2 protein-coding genes are annotated in these 1,633 nt (G+C 33.5%); both read right to left on the minus strand.

Annotated elements, in window-relative coordinates; translation table 11 throughout:
- Window positions 1-237: 237 nt before the first annotated feature.
- Window positions 238-768, minus strand: coding sequence for a plasmid replication DNA-binding protein (locus FTV34_RS17330; protein WP_180039210.1), 531 nt, complete (start codon window positions 766-768; stop codon window positions 238-240).
- 58 nt (window positions 769-826) lie between these two features.
- A partial coding sequence (locus FTV34_RS17335) for a RepB family plasmid replication initiator protein (RefSeq protein ID WP_180070898.1) occupies window positions 827-1,633 on the minus strand: 807 nt, incomplete at its 5' end.

A 1,633-nucleotide genomic window follows, 5' to 3' on the forward strand; every position in this document is an offset into this window, starting at 1 on the left:
TTGTTTTATGCTTGGATATAAGGCTTATTTTAAAATAATAGTAGTGAAGATTTTCTAAAATTAACATAATACACCTTATACGCAATGCTTTTGAAATTGTGTTATAATTCAATTTGTTGATTCAAGTTTTATAGCCCATTCACCCTCGAATGGGCTTTTTTTATGATTTTTCATGTTCCACGCTTACTTACTGATCAATGTTCCACGGTTTTATTCATTTTAATTAAATAATTTTTGTTAATCATAGGGTCTAAAAAAACGGCTCCAAAAGCCCCTTTTTTCAGGTTCAGGTTCAATATGCTCTGGTACTGGAATTCGCTTCTTAGGCTCTTGGATCTCAGTCTGAATCTCAGCTTCTTCTTTTGGTTCAACAGTCTCTTGGGGTGTTGCAACTGGTGTTGGATCTTCTACCTTTGGAGGTTTTGGGGCTTCCAGTAGGCGTTGCATTGCTTCGATTTGTTCTTGGTAGAAGTTTTCTCTCTCTAAAGACTGATTTTCTCGCAAAATTGATTGGTTTAATTGACGTTCAAGCATGTCAACTTGACGTTTTAGCATGTCAATTTCTGTTAAGTTTTGACTGTCAGTTGATTTACTTTGATTGACAGTTACATTTTTGTTTTGTGGTTCTCCAAAGACTCTAAGTGCCTCTGCAAAGTCAATCAAACCATCTGAGCTTTTAGATAAATTTCCTTTATTAATATGAGCATATATAGCTTGTCGTGAATATCCATATAGCTTTGCAAGTTCCGATACTGATAGCTTTTTCATAGTTGTAAAGTTGTTATCAAGTCATGTTAATAATTGACTATTCAATTGACAGTGTCAATTAACTTAATGACTTGAATCCTAACTGCTTTAAGTAAGGCATATATTCTCTTACTTTTGCAGGGTCTATTAGCTGATTAGCAATTCGTTTAGCAAAATCCTCATAACTCTCACCAACTTCACTATATTGGTTCGCAAAAGCTGAGTCATAGGCAAGTTTGTTTGAGAACAAATCAATTTGGCTAACTGTAAGAGGCTTTTCTTTTTTCTTTTCTTTAGAAGGCTTCGTAGTTTCTTTTTTTCCAATTACGAATCTAAAACCTGTAATTTTTTTGCCATCTTTAAGGTTGGAGAAAGATACTTGTAGTTCAGTAGATTTATTAATTTCTGATACCGCTGGTACGATAACTCTTTTTTTTAAATTCCAAAGCAAGGAATACTTATTTTGTAACTCGAATATATTTCTGAACTCTTCTTCTTTGAAATCTCTGTGTCCTATATTTTCGTATTGTTTTAATAATTGATAAAGCTGGATGGAGTGGGATCCTCTTAGCTGTAAAACTTCTTTAATTGTAAACTTTGTGTATGGATGATTGTTATTAAATATAGACAACATAAACAGGACTTCATTTGTGAAGTAAAAGCTTATTTTTCCATCTGCATATTCAATACGAATTACCCAGTGAACCGACACGCGATTACCTTTTGTATTTATGTAAGAAAAGTATCTTCCACGAAGATCATCAGCAGCTCTTTTTAATTGAGAGTAGGCACTGCCTAGTTCGATATCACATGCTTCAGCAAAGTCTTTAGCAGTAATAGTAAATTTACTAGATTCACTCATTGGATTAAGACGAACTATAGGGCT

Source organism: Acinetobacter sp. YH16038, assembly GCF_013417275.1.
Taxonomy (GTDB): domain Bacteria; phylum Pseudomonadota; class Gammaproteobacteria; order Pseudomonadales; family Moraxellaceae; genus Acinetobacter.